Annotated in this window: 6 protein-coding genes; 3 read left to right on the forward strand and 3 right to left on the reverse strand. The window is 43.1% G+C overall.

The window, feature by feature from the left end; translation table 11 throughout:
* Positions 1-8 precede the first annotated feature (8 nt).
* On the forward strand, positions 9-2009 hold the full coding sequence (locus tag A8C56_RS11315) for a RagB/SusD family nutrient uptake outer membrane protein (protein WP_067755887.1): 2001 nt from the start codon (positions 9-11) through the stop codon (positions 2007-2009).
* Between the two features lie 614 nt (positions 2010-2623).
* On the forward strand, positions 2624-5377 hold the full coding sequence (galB, locus tag A8C56_RS11320) for a beta-galactosidase GalB (protein WP_067755889.1): 2754 nt from the start codon (positions 2624-2626) through the stop codon (positions 5375-5377).
* Positions 5378-6322: 945 nt separating this feature from the next.
* Here galB and A8C56_RS11330 read toward each other — a convergent pair.
* From A8C56_RS11330 to A8C56_RS25050, 3 genes are all read right to left on the reverse strand, one after another.
* Entirely contained in the window at positions 6323-7810 is a 1488-nt protein-coding gene (locus A8C56_RS11330; protein ID WP_067755894.1) for a xylulokinase, read from the reverse strand.
* Between the two features lie 71 nt (positions 7811-7881).
* The gene (locus A8C56_RS25045) at positions 7882-8610 is read right to left on the reverse strand and encodes an apurinic/apyrimidinic endonuclease family protein (protein WP_245645859.1); all 729 of its coding nucleotides are present in this window, start codon (positions 8608-8610) and stop codon (positions 7882-7884) included.
* Positions 8607-9209, reverse strand: a complete 603-nt coding sequence (locus A8C56_RS25050; protein WP_245645860.1) for an apurinic/apyrimidinic endonuclease family protein — start codon at positions 9207-9209, stop codon at positions 8607-8609. Before A8C56_RS25050 ends, A8C56_RS25045 begins: the two co-directional genes overlap by 4 nt.
* A 1745-nt stretch (positions 9210-10954) precedes the next feature.
* Here A8C56_RS25050 and A8C56_RS11350 point away from each other — a divergent pair.
* Positions 10955-15163: an RHS repeat domain-containing protein gene (locus A8C56_RS11350; RefSeq protein WP_067755900.1), complete on the forward strand. Its 4209-nt coding sequence runs from the start codon at positions 10955-10957 to the stop codon at positions 15161-15163.
* Positions 15164-15230: the final 67 nt, after the last annotated feature.

The following is a 15230-nucleotide window of genomic DNA, read 5'->3' on the forward strand; positions in this document are numbered from 1 at the left end:
ACAGAATCATGAAACGATTATATACGCACGCATTTTTATTAACGGCCTTTGCTGCTGTATGCCTCTCCGGCTGCTCCAAAATTCTTGATGAGAACCCCAGAGCTATTTTTACCCCGGATTATTTTAAAACAGAAGCGGGTGTTAAAGGCGGCATCACCTCTCTGTATGGCCACCTCAGGTTAATGTATGGCAACGGCTATTTTCTCAATGCCAATGAAATCAGTACCGATGAAGCTACCTGGGGGCAAAACTCAGACGGCAATGTAAAAAACCTGGATTTTTCAGGTGTAGGAGATATTGACCCCAGCACCAGCAATACAGGGGTCCTTTGGGGTGCTGCCTTCCCCGCAATAAATACGGCAAGCGGTGTTATTGAAAACGGTGCTGCTGTTGGCGTTGCCGATGCCTTAATTGCTGAAGCCCGGTTCTTCAGGGCGTTCGATTATTTCCTGCTGGTACAAACCTTTGGCGGAGTGCCGCTGGACCTGGGTGCAGGTGAACTGAAATTTAATACATCCACAATAAGAACTTCAAAACGCAATACAGTGCCTGAAGTATATACGAAAGCCATATTTCCGGACCTGCTTACGGCAACGCAGCAATTGCCAGATGCAGGGCGCGTTACTGGTGGTGTTACCAAAACAGCCGCCCGTCTTTACCTGGCCAAAGCCTATCTTACTTACGGCTGGTGGCTGCAAAATCCCAACAATATTCCCACCTACCCCGAAGCTGCAAGAACCGATCCGGACGGTCATGATGCTGCCTGGTATTTTCAACAGGCTTATAATACAGCTACGGATGGTATTCAGAATGCCGGAACCAATTTTGGGCTTCAGGCCACTTTTTATGATGTAAATGTAGCCACTAACGACAGGAACAATGAGCTCCTGCTATATGCCGATCATACACAAAGCAGCAGCATTTATAATGGCGGTGATCTGAATTACAGTAGCGGTGGTTTCGGAACAGATAATTTTGCCCAGTGGTTTGAGCAATGGAACTATACCAATATAAAAAGCAGCAGTTCCGGCAGTTCATGGAATGCGGTAAACTCTGTGCAGCGTGCTGCAGTACAATCCCTGGGGCGCCCCTGGACCATGCTGGCGCCCCCTCACGGAATATTCAAAAACACGTTTGCGGATAAGGACAATGACTCGCGTTTTGACGGCACATTTGTGACCAGCTACCGCAGCAACTGGGTGGAAGCAGGTTTAAAAGTAAACAACGCAATACCCCAGCATTTATATAATGCCAATTTTTTGCCGGTATCCAACGGTGATGCCATTCTCACATTCCTGAAAAATGACGTTGGCGGGGTGGACTATTCCAACACCAGATTTAACAGTACCGTTGGTGCAGGGGTTTTACCCGGCAGGGCCGATTTTGTAATAGAGCCCAGCGCCATCAGCAGGATCTGTTACCCCGGCAACTGGAAACTGGGCCCTTATCGTACAGATAACAATGGCGGTTTAGGTGCTCCTAACGGAAGTATCACCCGCCCCTTTCCGGTTGCCAAATTCTCTGAGCTGTTTTTTATAGCTGCTGAAGCCGCTGTTAAAGGCGCTGCTACAAAAGCCGTAACAGGAACCTATGCCAATGATGGTACTGCAAGAGGGCTTATTAATATAATCCGTGCCCGTGCCGGTAAATGGCGCTGGGATAATGGAGGCAATATTGCCAAAACGCAGGATAACAGTGCTGCTATGATTGCAGCAACACCCGCCAATATCGATATCAATTATATTCTTGCAGAAAGGTCACGTGAATACTATGGCGAAGGTTACAGGTGGCTGGACCTGGTGCGCACACAAAAATGGATTGAGCTCAGCAGTAGTTTTGAAATTGCGGGCAAAACCAATCCCAACGACTGGCAGGATCATACCGTAGGTACTTTTTCACGCACAATAACAGCCCAGTACTATCTGCGCCCGATACCACAGTCGCAGCTGGATGGGATGGATATGAGCGCAGATGAAAAGAAAGCCTATCAAAACCCCGCATACCAGTAAACCTGGTTACAACAGGATTTCTGATAATGATAGGTACAGGAAGCTGTTTTAAAAAAGAAGTTGTCATATCTGAAGCAAAGCGGAGGTGACTAAAAGCAGCCTTCATCAGGCTGTTAATGACAGGTATCTTATTGTATTGAAAGCCAACAATATACAAGATCGTCGTCTCGACCGAGTTCGGAGAACGAGCGGAGAGATCTCTGTAACAGATCAGATCCCCTCTGCGCACCCGCTGAAAGCGCGTTTGGTCGGGATGACGATTTAAAAAAAAACTTGTCATCCGAATGAACTTAATGCCCTTTATTTGTGTCTGGTAATGACATGTGCTCTAAGTTGTTGAGAAATGAATCTACATGAGGAATGTCATTCCGACCGAAGTTTTGCCAAAAAGCAAAACGAGCGGAGGAATCTCTGATATTACAGAGATCCCTCGACTTCTCCCGCTATCGCGGAATGCGGGGTGACGATTGAAAAGAATTTGTTATTTCAATGAACCTAAATGCAAACGCATTTATGGTTGGCTCAGGCCGGCATTACTTTTTTGCCACTTCTTAAATGACAACTTTTGATACGAATCCTTTTTTTACTGATCTGATATTATATACTTCTTTATTATGTCGCCATTACTTTTTAAACAGAGCATATACAGACAAAAAATAATTTTTATCATCACTTTGCTGGCCGTATCCCTGCCTGCATTCCGGCTTTGTGCACAGCCACCTGCAGCCCAGCCTGCGGCACGTGAGCGCATTTGCCTGAATGAGGGCTGGCGTTTTATGCGTTATACAAAAGAGCCGGACACACTGATCTATGATGAATGGCCGCAAAGCTTTGACAGGAACGATAATAAGGTGGCAGATACCAGGGCTACGGAGTCAGCTGTTGTGATTTCATCAGCCCGGTCATTAAAGAACTGGATATTGCCCGCAATCAATGAGTTTGTTAAGGATCCTGCAGCACATTACCAGCGGCCACCAGGCAACCCCGGTAAAGACTTTGCGTTTGTTCAAAATAATTTTGATGATTCAAGATGGGCATCCGTATCACTGCCACATGACTGGGCCATTAAAGGGCCTTTCTATAAAGAGGAAAATGCCATCGTTGGCGGCGGTATGGGCCGGTTGCCCATCCAGGGAGTAGCCTGGTATCGCAGAAAAATAAATATACCCGAATCAGACAAAAACAAAAATATCTATCTGGATATAGACGGCGCCATGAGCTATACTATGGTATGGATCAACGGAATGCTTGCCGGAGGCTGGCCTTACGGGTATAATTCCTTCAGGATAAATCTTACACCCTATATTAAACCGGGTGAGGATAACCAGCTTGCCATCCGCCTGGACAATCCGGCAAACTCCTCCCGCTGGTATCCCGGCGCAGGCATTTACCGGAACGTTTGGCTGGTAAAAACAAACCGGCTGCATATAGCACATTGGGGCACTTTTATCCGCACAAACAATGTATCGGCAGCCTCCGCAACAGTAAGCTTAACTGCCCAGGTTGAAAACACATCTGATGCCAATGAGCAAATCAATACGGTAACAGATATTTTTTTGCTGAACAACCAATCACAAAGAACAGGCAATAAGATCGCTTCATTTCCGGCCCGTGCAATCAATATCAATGCCCGCAGTAAAACAACTGTTGAGAACACCGTTAAGATAAAAGATCCTTTACTATGGGGGCCGCCGCCCATGCAAAATCCCAATTTATATGTAGCAGTGACCCGTTTGTACCGGCAAGGCAAGCTGATAGATGAATATGAAACCCGGTTTGGCATCCGGGAGTTAACATTTGATGCAGACAAAGGACTTATAGTGAATGGCCGGCCGGTGCGCATTCAGGGCGTTAACCAGCATCATGATCTGGGCGCAATAGGCACAGCCTTTAACACAAGAGCGGCAGAAAGACAGCTGGAACTGTTAAAGGAAATGGGATGCAACGCCATCCGGCTGGCGCATAACCCCCCGGCTCCGGAGTTACTGGATCTTACTGACCGGATGGGCTTTCTGGTAATAGATGAAGTATTTGATTGCTGGGAAAAAGGTAAAACGCCGCTCGATTTTCATCTGATATTTAAAGACTGGCACGAAGCAGATATCAGGTCGTTCATAAGGCGCGACCGTAATCATCCGTCTGTAATTGCGTGGAGCTTTGGCAACGAAGTAGGCGAGCAATATACCGGGGAAGAAGGCGCTGCGATAGCAAAAAAACTACATGCTATTGTAAAGGATGAAGACAGCACCCGGCCTGCAACCGCATCCATGAACTATGCAAAGCCCGATATGCCTTTTCCGGCGGTTATGGATATCATCAGCCTGAATTACCAGGGGGAAGGTATCCGTGATGCACCGGCCTATGCTCATTTAAAAGGAATAAAAACAACTCCGCTGTACCCTGCATTCCATCAAAAATTTCCCGGCAAAATGATCGTAAGCAGCGAAACCGCATCCACGTTAAGCACCCGGGACACCTATATTTTTCCCGTTACCAGCGGTATCAGTGCGCCCGTAAGCGATACTACCGGTGGTGATCCGCAAAACAGTTTTGTCAGTGCTTATGATCTCTATACGGCACAATTTGGCGCTTCACCGGATAAAGTGTTTGCCGCCCAGGATCACAATCCCTATGTAGCCGGCGAATTTGTATGGAGTGGCTGGGATTACTTAGGGGAGCCTACCCCCTATTATACGGCGCGGAGCTCTTATTCAGGGATCATTGACCTGGCGGGATTTAAAAAGGACCGGTTTTATCTCTATCAATCCAGATGGAGACCAAACCTGCCAATGGCACATCTTTTACCACACTGGACATGGCCCGGCCGCACCGGGAAAATAACACCGGTGCATGTATTTACCTCTGGTGACGAAGCTGAATTATTTTTAAATGGAAAATCCCTTGGCAGAAAAAAGAAAGCTCCTTTTGAATACCGCCTGCGCTGGGACAGTATTATTTATGAACCCGGCGAACTGAAAGTGATTGCTTATAAAAACGGAAAGCCATGGGCAACGGATATTGTAAACACCGCAGCAGCTCCGGCTGCGCTGCGTTTAAGCGCAGACAGGGATACAATTGCTGTTGGAAATAATGACCTTTCTTTTATCACAGCAGCTGTTACCGACCATAAAGGCACTTTAGTACCTGATGCTGACAACAGCATTCGCTTCTCGATAAGCGGGCCCGGTGAAATTGTAGCAACTGACAATGGGAACCCTGCTGATATGACCTCCTTTTCCTCCGGAGAACGGAATGCATTTAGCGGAAAAGCCCTGGTAATTGTTCGCGCAACAGGAAAAGGAGTGATCCGCTTAACGGCGGCATCCAACAACCTGCCCACAGCATCAGTAACCATCAGGACTCAATAATACCGCTTAGACTTTTATATGGCAGCAGGTGACGGTATGTCACCCTGAGGGTAAGATTACAATCGAATCATGGTTCGTCAGACTCCTTGACACTTGCTTTGATAACCTCCGGCTTATTTGTTATTTCATAGAGCATAATGCAACGCTTTTATGATTGCCTATAGTGTCATGTCCATTATAATGTGTAGGGCAATATTTCCGGCAGATTTCGCAGAAAAGCGCAGAATGATTTGATTATCTGCGTAATTCAGTGGGAGAAAATTTAGGCTTGACACGACACTAGGGAACAGTGTTCTTTTTATATCGAAATAGTATAAGAACAAAACCTTGTTTATCTGTAAAAAACGATCCGGGCGCTAATGATCCCATCAGGCTACTGACTTCAGTGTTCTAATACGGACGTGACATTTTAATCAGACCAAAAAGTCCCTTTTGTCATGCTGAATTTATTTCAGCATCTAAAATGGCATCTGATTGTCAATAGATTCTGAAACAAGTTCAGGACGACAATCTACTATAAACAGACTTTTTGGTCGGCCCCAGGTGAAATTATTATTTTTGATACAGTTCATTATCTGCTATCTGTAATCCGTAAAAGGATGCATAACATTTTTTCAGTTCGTGAGACAAAAACCGAGGCTTTTCGCTGTGGCTTCGCTGCATATGCCATGCCAGCCAAAAAGGTACTGAAGAATCCATCAGGATATATACTTCTGCCGGGTGTATAACATTTCTTTGAAGACCGCATCTCTCCCGCTGGCCTGCCTGCCGGTAGGCTGGCGGGAGTATCCGCCGACTGGCGGAAGAGTGGGAAGGCCTCCCCCGGCCTTTGCCACCCTCCTCCTTGAGGGGGACATTTATTCCTCCCATTATTTTGTTATCCATTCTAAATGGAAAATGTAATGCACTCCTTCTGTCGTTCTAAGTATAGATCCATGCGGCTGGTTATACAGCAACCTGTTGCAATTCTTTATCCAGCAGTTGCTTCCATTTTCCATATAAGTCATCATACAAACGGGTTTGTGCTGGTTGTACGCTATTTAATACTTCCTGTTTTTTAAAGGCATCAGCAGTATCCGAAAAATAACCAGATCCTATGCCGGCGCCTAAGGCAGCTCCTGTGCTTCCGTCACAGTCATACAACTCCACCGGCACCGCGGTTGCGTTTACAAAAGCCTCAGTAAATACAGGGCTTAAAAACATATTTGTGTGACCGGCTTTAATAACGGCCGGCTCCATGCCATTGCTGCGCATAATATCCAATCCGTACCGAAAAGAAAATGCAATGCCTTCCTGCCCGGCTCTGATCATATGAGCGTTGCTGTGTTTATTCAGATCTATATACCGGATGTGCGCACCAATGATCCTGTTATTGAGCACGCGCTCTGCGCCATTGCCAAACGGCAATACCAGCAATCCCTCACTGCCCGGCTTTACTGATGCAGCCAATTCATTCATTTGCGAATAGCCGGTATTGCCGGTCATATTCTTTATCCACCGGTTTAAGATGCCTGTTCCGTTCAGGCAAAGCAACACGCCAATCCTTGTACGATCCTTGCTGTGATTTACATGAGCGAAGCCATTGACACGGCTTTGAGCATCGTATGTCAGCTGGTCACTTACACCATAAATAACGCCAGATGTACCCGCCGTTGCAGCTACATCACCGGGCTCAAAAACATTCAGGGAAAGCGCATTGTTCGGCTGGTCACCGGCCTTGTAGGAAACAGGAATCCCTTCATTCAGCGATAATTCATCAGCTACTGCTTTTGATAAATTTCCATGCGTTGTAAAAACATCTTTTACTTCAGGAATATGCTCCCTGTCGAACCCGAAATAATCCATTACAGCCCCGGAAAGCGCGTTGCTCTTAAAATCCCAGAAAATACCTTCCGATAAAGCGGAAGGCGTTGTAGTTACGGTGCCTGTTAAACGTTGCGCTATAAAGTCACCGGGCAGCAGGATCTTATCTGTCTTTTCAAAAACATCCGGCTCCTTTTCTTTTACCCACGCCAGCTTTGCCGCCGTAAAGTTTCCGGGAGCATTTAAAAGGTGCTGTAAGCAATAGGTTGTGCCAAGTGCCTCAAAGGCCCTGGCGCCATAAGGCACCGCCCTGCTATCGCACCAGATGATACTATTGCGCAAAACGCCTCCGTCCTTATCCAGTAATACAAGGCCATGCATCTGATACGATATGCCGATGGCACCAATATCATTTTTATTGTACCGGCCTGTTTGGTTTACTTTTTTTATCGCCATCTTTACATCCTCCCACCATCGCTCCGGCGATTGTTCCGCCCAGCCCGGCTGAAGCGAAATAATGTCTCTTTCAGTGTCCGGGTACTGCGCCGTTGCAAGCGTTTGCCGGGTTGCCCCGTCCACAACAGCTACTTTAACAGATGAGGTACCCAGATCAATACCTAATAACAGCATAACCTTATGATTTTTTTAAAACAGCTCCTGGTACTATAAGCTGTCAAACATCTGCCCTGTGGGCATCGCCTCTAAATATACCGGTTGATGATATTTTCCAGGTATTCCTGTTTACCACTTTTACGAGCGGGTTCGCCGGCCTCAATGGCATAAGCACGCAGCGCTTCAATTGAAAGCTTACCTTCTTCAAATTCTTTTCCTTTTCCCGTATCAAAAGAAGCATACCGTTCCCTGCGGAACTGTTTATAATCCGAATGATTTAAAACTGCATCTGCTGTAATCAGTGCCCGGGCGAAAGTATCCATGCCTCCTATATGCGCATAAAAGAGATCAACCGGATCTGTAGACGACCGCCGGATCTTGGCGTCAAAGTTGATGCCTCCGCCCTGTAATCCTCCCGCTTCCAGAAAAACCAGCATCGCTTCCGTCAGTTCGTTCAGGTTATTGGGAAACTGATCAGTATCCCAGCCATTCTGATAGTCGCCACGGTTGGCGTCTAACGATCCCAGTGCATTATTATCTGCAGCCACCTGCAATTCATGCTGAAACGTATGCCCTGCAAGGGTGGCATGATTTACTTCGATATTCACTTTAAAGTCGCCCAGCAAATCCCACCGGCGCAAAAAACCGATCACCGTTTCGGTATCGTAATCGTACTGATGCTTGGTAGGCTCCATAGGCTTGGGCTCTATCAGGAAGGTACCTTTAAAACCATTTTTACGTGCATAATCTTTGGCAGTATGAAGGAAACGCGCAAAATGTTCTTTTTCACGGTTCATATCGGTATTCAGCAACGTCATATAGCCCTCTCTTCCGCCCCAGAACACATACCCGTCCCCCCCAGTTCAATTGTTGCATCAATAGCAGCTTTTACCTGGGCCGCAGCATGTGCCAGCACATGAAAATCGGGGTTGGTAGCCGCTCCGTTCATATACCTTGGACTGGAAAAAACATTGGCAGTGCCCCACAATAACTTAACACCACTTTCTTTCTGCTTTTGTTTGGCATATGCCACCAGGGCCTGCAGGCGCTTTTCATTTTCCTGTACGTCTGTTCCATAATCTACCAGATCCACATCATGAAAGCAATAAAAAGGGAGGCTCATTTTGGTTATAAATTCAAAAGCTGCATCCATTTTGTCCTTAGCGCGCTGTATAGCATCGGGATTGCTGTTCCATTCAAAAATATGCGTTCCCGGGCCAAAAGGATCATTACCGTCATTACAGAAGGAATGCCAGTAAGCGCAGGCAAAACGCAGGTGCTCTTTCAGCGTTTTACCCGCTACCACCCTGTTCTCATCATACCAGTGAAAAGCAAGCGGGTTATTACTTTCGGGCCCTTCGTATTTTACCTGAGGGATACCTTTAAAATATTCTTTATTACCTAAAAGAACGTTCATAGTTTAATTGATTTTATATATTTTTTAAAAGTAAAATTAAAATGCCGGTTTAAGCAATCCATAACAAGCTTTCGCTAATCAATAAAATATTCATTATACCGTTAAAATATCTGCAATAATATAAAAAAAATGTAACCGATTTCATAAATAGTCTTATTTTTTTATTTTTTTGGTGTATAAATTTTATTAAAATTCCTTTTTATAAGATAAAAAACCATATAAAATCTGTCGCTTTATTTTTAAAAACGATTACATTTCATAAGGCATCCACTTAAACGAATAAAACTTTCTGTTGCATTCAATACAGAAAAAATGGATTATAATAGCAAATAAATTATTTAAAAATTCTACCAATTGAGTTAATCATGGTTCTCCTATAAAGGTACCAATGCGCTTCATGATGAAAATCCTTTACAATCAGATGAATTCTATTCACCGATCCTGCAGGGTTGTTACCCTGATCCGGGCATTACCCGAAAGGAAATGATTATTTCCTGGTAAACGCTTCCTGCTCCCGGGGTGTTCCCATTTTTCATTCAACAGACCTTGCATATGATAGACTGAGTGAGGCGTTCAAATATGTATTCGGGATCACAAAGAAAACCAAGATGATTACCTGCCAATTCTGGCCCAGGCCGGTGCTCAGGCGGGGCGTATGCTTAAAGGCTACATTGGCACCCAGGTCCAGCAATGCCTGGCGCAGACCGTCTGGAGTGGCGCGGATGGTCTGGAAGTTGTACTGTACTTCCAGCCTTTGCCAGAAAGAATTGCCGCGCTCGGGGTTCTTTTTGAAGGAAGGCTTTTCTATATATATTTTTCAGCTGGAAGAGGATGGCAACACAGGCTATGCTGATGTGTTTATAAATTGCAAAGCGACGGTGAGTAAACTACTTAATAGTCAAGACAAATATTTCTTCGGTTTATACCCGGATATTGCTTTCCAAGTCGAAATATTACTTCATAACGGCTCATTCCCTGCAACTGAATATTCAATATTATTATATTTGGCTGCTCTCTGATAGTCAGGAACATTAGTTTCTTAAATAATTGCCCTCCCCTTTCCACATGAAAGACAATCTCAAACCCGCCCTGCCCGGCGAGTACTTTTTCGATTCCTTCCGATACAAAGGGGCGATCATCTACTATTGCTATCCTGGTTGGCTCCATGCTCTTAATACTGAAAAATCTACTCAAAGTGTTTGCTTCACAAAATTATAACGTCGACCTTCTACCAAGTACCGTTGAAAGACGGTTTTTAATTATTGTACGATTGGTGACGAGTTATTAATACCAAATTTTGATTAAAAAAAAATTATTTTTTTTCTATTTAATTCATTAAATTGCATATAGAGTTTTTTAATATAATTATACTGCTTTCTAAACAAAACCTTTAAAACAACAACCTAATACCATGGAAAAGTTAGACTGCTTAGGGCCGACAAGCACATCTTGTTTTAGCTTTTATGCCAATAAAGATCTACTATTAGTCTTGGACCTCATCGAAATAGAACGGATAGAGAGCTTGCACAAATCAAAGACGAAACTGCAAGCCATAGATTAACATCACCGAGCTTCTCTAGTAATCGGAATTTCAAAATCGCATCAAGTTTAGACGAAGGGACAATCTCGTCTTTATCAACGTTGTAATTCAAATGTGACAACGCTGGTATGTGATTGATATGAAATCTATGTTTATCCCTTACTCTATCGCAATTAATCAATAACAAACCATCATCATAATACGTATGTGCAACTACCTAACTAAGCTGGGCATTCAGCTTCTAATATTGTTTTCCCTAACCATTTCTTTAAATGCGCAAATAAACCAAGTCAGTAGTAGCCCTGCTTCTGCATCTTCAGATGTCGCATTAAATAAAACAACAATTCAAGTAGACAACGATCCGTTTAATGGGAAAGTAAACATATCCTGTCCTTTATTTAACTATACCTTTGAGGGAATTCTGTTTCCTGTTTCTCTTAATTATGTAAACTCAAACGGTGTAAAACCAGATCAGTTGCCCAGTTGGGTCGGGAATGGTTGGGACCTGGAAACAGGCGCCGGTTATGTCCACAGGATTGTAAGAAGTAAGCCCGATGAAATACGTGATTTTAGCACAAAGATTGAGCGAACTACTATATATACTAATGGAGTACCATCTACTACGGTAACAAAGGAAACAATAGCTAACACAACAGATTTTTCCTATTTCACGAATAAATCACTACTTCAAAATACGCAATGGAGCTCCAGTGCATTTGCAATGTCAAACAGAGGTAACACCACTTCAAACGCACCATATCCACTCTCCGCTAGTCCTGACTATACACTATTCGGCTATAATCTCTATCCATTTAAAGATCTGGCACCTGATGAATTTACATTCTCGGTTGGTAGTATTTCCGGAAAGTTTTATCTGGATCATAATAATAAATGGATAGTCGTTTCTAATGATGGAAAATTATACGATATCAAAGTAAACACGGGTCCACAAACAGTAGTAGACTATACACTTTCTCCTCCTTTCAATTTCAGATACCTTTACACAATTCCGTTAATTATAAAAAACTTCATTATCACTTCAACCGATGGAATAGAATATATTTTTGGAAATGAAAATATTAACGCTCCCTGGAATCAGCAATATCTTGAATATTCGCGAAGCTCTCTCTTAATGAACTCTATGGATGTTCCGACACCCAAGTATAGCGGAAGCGTCAAACCTGGTTATCTTGACATTGTCCCAAACGCCTGGCACATAACCAGGATCACTAACAAAAAAACAGGGTCTCAAATATTATTCAATTACAACCGGTTGAATCCAGAAATCTATACAAGCGCCAACGCGTGGAGTCCAATGCTATGGAATAACGGAAGTACATCAGCTATAATCTATCAACCATTACAAATTTTTCCTTCCAGCGATGCAAACAGTCCAGACTACTACAGTTTTTCTGCGGTAACTGGGATATGGAACAGAAAATGGACACTTGGGAGTATAATATTTCCGAACGGCGTTAGTGTTAAATTCAATACGAGCGAATCTGCTCAATTGTCGGCTGGCCAGCGTTGGAACTTTGGAGCTTATGATGAGATTAAAAATTGGCTGGAAACTAATGTGTTGATAAAACTGGATAGCATTCAATATTTTGATGGTGCCGATCTCACCAAGCAATTTGACTTTACTTATCAATTAAGTCCAAGTAGCCGTCTTCAGTTATTAAAAGTAACTCAAAAACGTTATGGCCAAGCACAAACACTTGACAGCTTTTCATATAATAACACAATACCTCTCCCCGGCTATGGGAGCAGGAAAACAGATCATTGGGGTTATTATAACAATAAAGATTTCTTCTCGTCGGTTGCCGAACCCTACAATATGACTAAAATGCAGCAATATACTACGTTTAAGGCCCCTGACACGTCGTATGTCAAGGCAGAATTACTCAACAAGGTATTTTATCCTTTTGGCGGGTATTCCGAATTTGAGTATGAACCGCATACCTATTCCAAATATAACGACTTAAGTGGTCATATTTTGAGTACCGTCAACACAATAGCTGGCGGAGTGCGTATAAGAAATATAAAATATTATCCTGCGGCCAATCAGTTAGCGACCAATACGAGCTTCGATTATACTGTGCCCGGAAGTCCTACAACGTCTAGCGGGGTTCTGGGAATAGGAATCCCTCAGTACATAATTCCAGAAACTAATGATTATTCCAAATTTCTGGCTAATGGATTCAGTCCGGTAAATTATAACGGAAATAATGTCACCTACACCAATGTGGCCGTGAAAAGAGAAGGTGCTGGAAAAATCCAATACACTTACACGAATTATGACAATGGGTTTATGGATGGCAGACCAACTGCCAACACGATAAGTTTATATACTACTAATCTATTAGGAACTATCTATTCAAATAAGGCATTCAAGCGAGGGAGGCCAACGATAGTCAGCACTTATGCAAATAATGGAACGTTATTAAGGGAGAGCAAATTTAAATACGAACATGACTTCGGAGAAAGCGGTAAAAATCAAATAAGGTCGGTCTATTACGATCAGTATGCTCCTACAACTTATGCATCTGTTACCGACACCGTTTATCAGGATTGGTTACGAGAGGAAGAAACTAATGAGCTTTATTCAGGTGCAAGCGTAACGAAGCGCACAACATATACTTATGATACATGTGGAAATATCAAGGAAACCGTACAACCGGACGGAAAAGGGGTTTATATAAAAACCAAGTATAAGTATTGCTATGAGTATGCTACAGGCACTGACGACATTTCTCTAGGCGTTGCCTACCAAAACCAATTGGGACTAAAAAACAGTATTGTAGAAAAAATTGTTATCAGGCAAAATGAAAATGCCACTGTAGCGAATGTAATAGATGCTACTTTGTATGTATATAATAAAAGTTCCGCCTGGAAAAAGCAGGAGTACAAACTTAACACTTTGCAGCCGATAGCTATAGCCTCGTTCCAGGAGTCTAAGATACAAAGCGGTACATTCTCCAAGGATGCCCACTATAGTTCGTTGCCGGAAATTGAATATTCAAGATATAATGCCTATGGCGACCTTTTAGAGTCATATCGAAAAGACAAAAAGCCTGTCAATTATATATGGGGTTATGATAACCAATACCAAGTAGCAAAAATTATCAATGCGAAAAGCTATGACCCAGTATATACTATTCAAGAACAATATAAAACAGTTTCAATTCCTTCGAATCCAAGTTACACCTTTACAAGTACAGGAGGCACTATGACACTTAAACTTCTGATAAGCGTAGGGTATATGTATAAATTACAATACACGTTGTATGGCCCATCATCAAAGGGTGGAGTATTATGTGCATCAGGTACCAATACTACCTGTACGTCCCCACAAACGGAAACTTTCACAAATATGCAACCAGGAACTTATACATTGGTAATTTCTGATTATGAATCTATGGGAATACCAAGTAAAGAACTTTCGATAACCTACTCTGGATGGGCAATAAGCGTTCCTGAAAAACGGGAATTCTTTTATGAGGGCTTTGAGGAGATCGGCAACGCGTCAGGTACACCATTTGCGGGAAAAAAATATTATACTGGAGGTTATACGGTTCCATATGAGAAGATTTCAAACGAAGTTTACGTAATTGATTATAGATACCTGGAGAATGGTGTCTGGAAGCTCAAAACACTGTCATTTGCAAACAATATGACACTTCCAGAAAATATCATCGATGAAGTTCGGGTATATCCCAAGAAAGCAGAAATGTGGACTTATACCTATGATCCGATGGTTGGCATGACTTCTGAAACAGATCCAGCCGGAAATATAGCAATCTATGATTATGATGCATTTGGGCGTCTAAGCACCGTAAAAGATGAAAAAGGAAATATTCTAAAAAAAATCTGCTATAACTACGCCGGTCAACGTGTTGATTGTTTTGCCGGAACTTCGTTAGATCAGACACCTCAGTGGGCTCCAGACGGGAATTTACGTTGCGTCACGGACGCCGGAGGTGACAATACCGGAAATCAAGAGCGAGAGGAAAAAGATATTAATACCAATAGCCAGACCTATAATCAAACTAGGTGGGTGGACAATGGTCAAGATCTCGCCGCTTGTCCTTTGCCTATACCTACGGTGAGAGTGATTTTAAAGAAAACATCATCTGGAGCTGCCGATGGCATATTAGTGAATAAAGCTACGAATCAAAGCTTCAGCATTTCTCCCATTAGTTCCGCAGCAGCGAGTACTTCAAATGGATATATTATTTATAATGTTCCACTGGGAACATATACTTTGAGTGTCTCTCCTATTATCAGCTCGCTGCCTCCTGGAAAAAGCTTTAGGTTCAATGTCAATGGTACCAACTGGACTACAAATAACCCGTTCAGCACTGATGTATCAATTCAAAGCGATTTTACTATTACTATGTCTCTCATACCGTAAAAACCCCGGATATAGATTGAATGGTATTCGAGCTTAAAAATATACGACAATCAACAACATTAATGTT

Source organism: Niabella ginsenosidivorans (assembly GCF_001654455.1).
Lineage (GTDB): Bacteria > Bacteroidota > Bacteroidia > Chitinophagales > Chitinophagaceae > Niabella > Niabella ginsenosidivorans.

Excerpts from the sequence above, each read along its gene's own strand:
- A8C56_RS11330 (WP_067755894.1), bottom strand. The coding sequence starts at position 7,810 with ATGCTGTTATTAGGTATTGATCTGGGTACCTCATCTGTTAAAGTAGCT.
- A8C56_RS25050 (WP_245645860.1), bottom strand. The coding sequence starts at position 9,209 with ATGAACGTTCTTTTAGGTAATAAAGAATATTTTAAAGGTATCCCTCAG.
- A8C56_RS11315 (WP_067755887.1), top strand. The coding sequence starts at position 9 with ATGAAACGATTATATACGCACGCATTTTTATTAACGGCCTTTGCTGCT.
- galB (WP_067755889.1), top strand. The coding sequence starts at position 2,624 with ATGTCGCCATTACTTTTTAAACAGAGCATATACAGACAAAAAATAATT.
- A8C56_RS11350 (WP_067755900.1), top strand. The coding sequence starts at position 10,955 with ATGTGCAACTACCTAACTAAGCTGGGCATTCAGCTTCTAATATTGTTT.
- A8C56_RS25045 (WP_245645859.1), bottom strand. The coding sequence starts at position 8,610 with ATGACGTTGCTGAATACCGATATGAACCGTGAAAAAGAACATTTTGCG.